We start from the raw sequence: 1831 nt of genomic DNA, 5'->3' as shown, positions 1-1831 counted from the left end.
CTTATTTCCCGCCATTAAATTTCAGAACTTATTCTTCTGCGGCTTTAAATTTTAATCATGTCCCCAGTTCGCACAATCCAAAGTATATATACAGATGGTGCTTGCACCGGAAACCCAGGTCCCGGTGGTTGGGGCACAGTCATTTATTTCAGTGATGGTCTAATTCATGAGATGGGCGAATCATGCCCTCAAACTACTAATAATCGCATGGAAATGCAAGCTGCGATCGCGGCTTTGCAATATTTGCAAGCTACTGGACAAACAGAACCAATCATTCTCTATACAGACAGCGAATATCTAATTAACTGTGTGACGAAATGGGTGAAAGGCTGGAAGGCAAAAGGATGGAAAAAATCTGATGGTAAACCAGTCCAAAATCAAGACTTGTTGGTAATTTTAGATCGGTTAAATAGCCGTCAAATCAAATGGCAACATGTTAGGGGTCATGCTGGTAATGTAGGTAACGAGCGCTGTGATGCCATTGCCCGTGCTTTTGCAAATGGTACTAACCCATCTCTGACACAAATCTCTAGTCATAATTCACAGCACAAAAATGACATTCATTTAGCCGCAGTATCTGATGGGAATTATAACTATAAACAAATTAACGAGAATGCATCAAATTTTGAGAATTTGGCATCAAATATAAATATGATTGATTCATCAAATGTTACCACTGGATTTAGTAGTGAGAACGGTTCCAGTGAAACCAGAATGGCACAAATCCGTAACTTAGTAGAAACTCTTCGTGTTGCTGACGAAATTGCTGGGAAAGGTTATTTAATTACTAGTTCCGAATTAGCAGACTTAATGAATGTTCATGCTAGTGCTGTGACTAGTAGAGGGGATCAGTGGCGCTGGCGCAATTGGGTTGTGTCTCGTGTCCGGCGAGAAGGTAATCAAATTCTCTGGGAGCTAGAACGAGGTGACTTAGTTAACCATGAAGGTGAAAATTGAAGTTTTGAATTAACAAGCGACCCTGGGACAACTATCGTCGCCAGGGAACTTACTCAATTGCTTTTTCTCCACAGTTGCATCCAGGTTAACAATCTCGCCAATTAACTTTGATAAAATAGGCTGCTTGTCCTTCATCATCTTGAGTAGGTGCAATATTTGTGATCGCTAAATTGAAAGGAATTGCAGTTGTCAAATACTTTTGCACCATATAACCCACATCTGGGGATATTTCTGCTGCTGTTGTTGCTGCCATTCCTAAACCAATCAATTGCTCTATTGGTCCCCTTGGTAGAAGCAAATGCATACCCACAGCTAAAGCAGCAGTTAAAATTGTTTCCACCGATAAATTAGTTCCACAACGGGGATGTACCGCTAAATTCCATTCTCCGCTATTCAGACGATGGAGAGCAAGGTTGACAGCACGTCGCAAATCACTAATATTCACATCACCGTATAAGTAAAAACCCTGTTCGGTAGATAAACCCCCCAATTGTTGGTTATCAGCCTGAGTTTTTCTGGTTACTGATTCGCTGAGAACCCAAACTGTTGCGTGTTCTAGAGCATGAACCTGTCGTAACATAAGAATATCTTTTAACCTGGGAATAAACCCTAACTGCTTGAGCAAATCAGCATCTAAGGAAGGTTGGGGTGTTATCAAATCAAGGTTGAAAAAATCCCTGGAATTTCTGCTACTAGTGACAGATGCAGAGGTGTTCATAGCAACACTACTCTCCAAGATTAGAGAGTGACATATATTCATTTCCAATTTAACGCTTACTCTGAAAGTTTGTTGCTAATTTTTGTTTATTGTTTACAGTTGATAGTTGACAGTTGATAGTTAATAGTTTTTATTGAAAACAATACTGTCCTAAGC

Annotated in this window: 2 protein-coding genes; one reads left to right on the top strand and one right to left on the bottom strand. The window is 40.1% G+C overall.

The genetic code is table 11. The annotated features are described in order from the left end of the window. The first annotated feature begins 57 nt into the window (after window positions 1-57). Window positions 58-957 carry a ribonuclease HI gene (gene rnhA / locus CALSC_RS24775; RefSeq protein ID WP_088243870.1) on the top strand — a complete coding sequence of 300 codons (900 nt, stop codon included), beginning with the start codon at window positions 58-60 and terminating at the stop codon, window positions 955-957. A gap of 85 nt (window positions 958-1042) precedes the next feature. Here rnhA and CALSC_RS24770 read toward each other — a convergent pair whose 3' ends face one another. Further along, complete coding sequence (locus tag CALSC_RS24770) at window positions 1043-1675, bottom strand: DUF6391 domain-containing protein (RefSeq protein ID WP_088243869.1); 633 nt, start codon at window positions 1673-1675, stop codon at window positions 1043-1045. Between the last annotated feature and the right edge of the window lie 156 nt (window positions 1676-1831).

The organism is Calothrix rhizosoleniae SC01, from assembly GCF_900185595.1.
In the GTDB taxonomy this organism is placed as follows: Bacteria; Cyanobacteriota; Cyanobacteriia; order Cyanobacteriales; family Nostocaceae; genus Calothrix_A; species Calothrix_A rhizosoleniae.
Note: the sequence above shows the minus strand (reverse complement) of the source record. Positions and strands in the feature narration are given on the sequence as shown.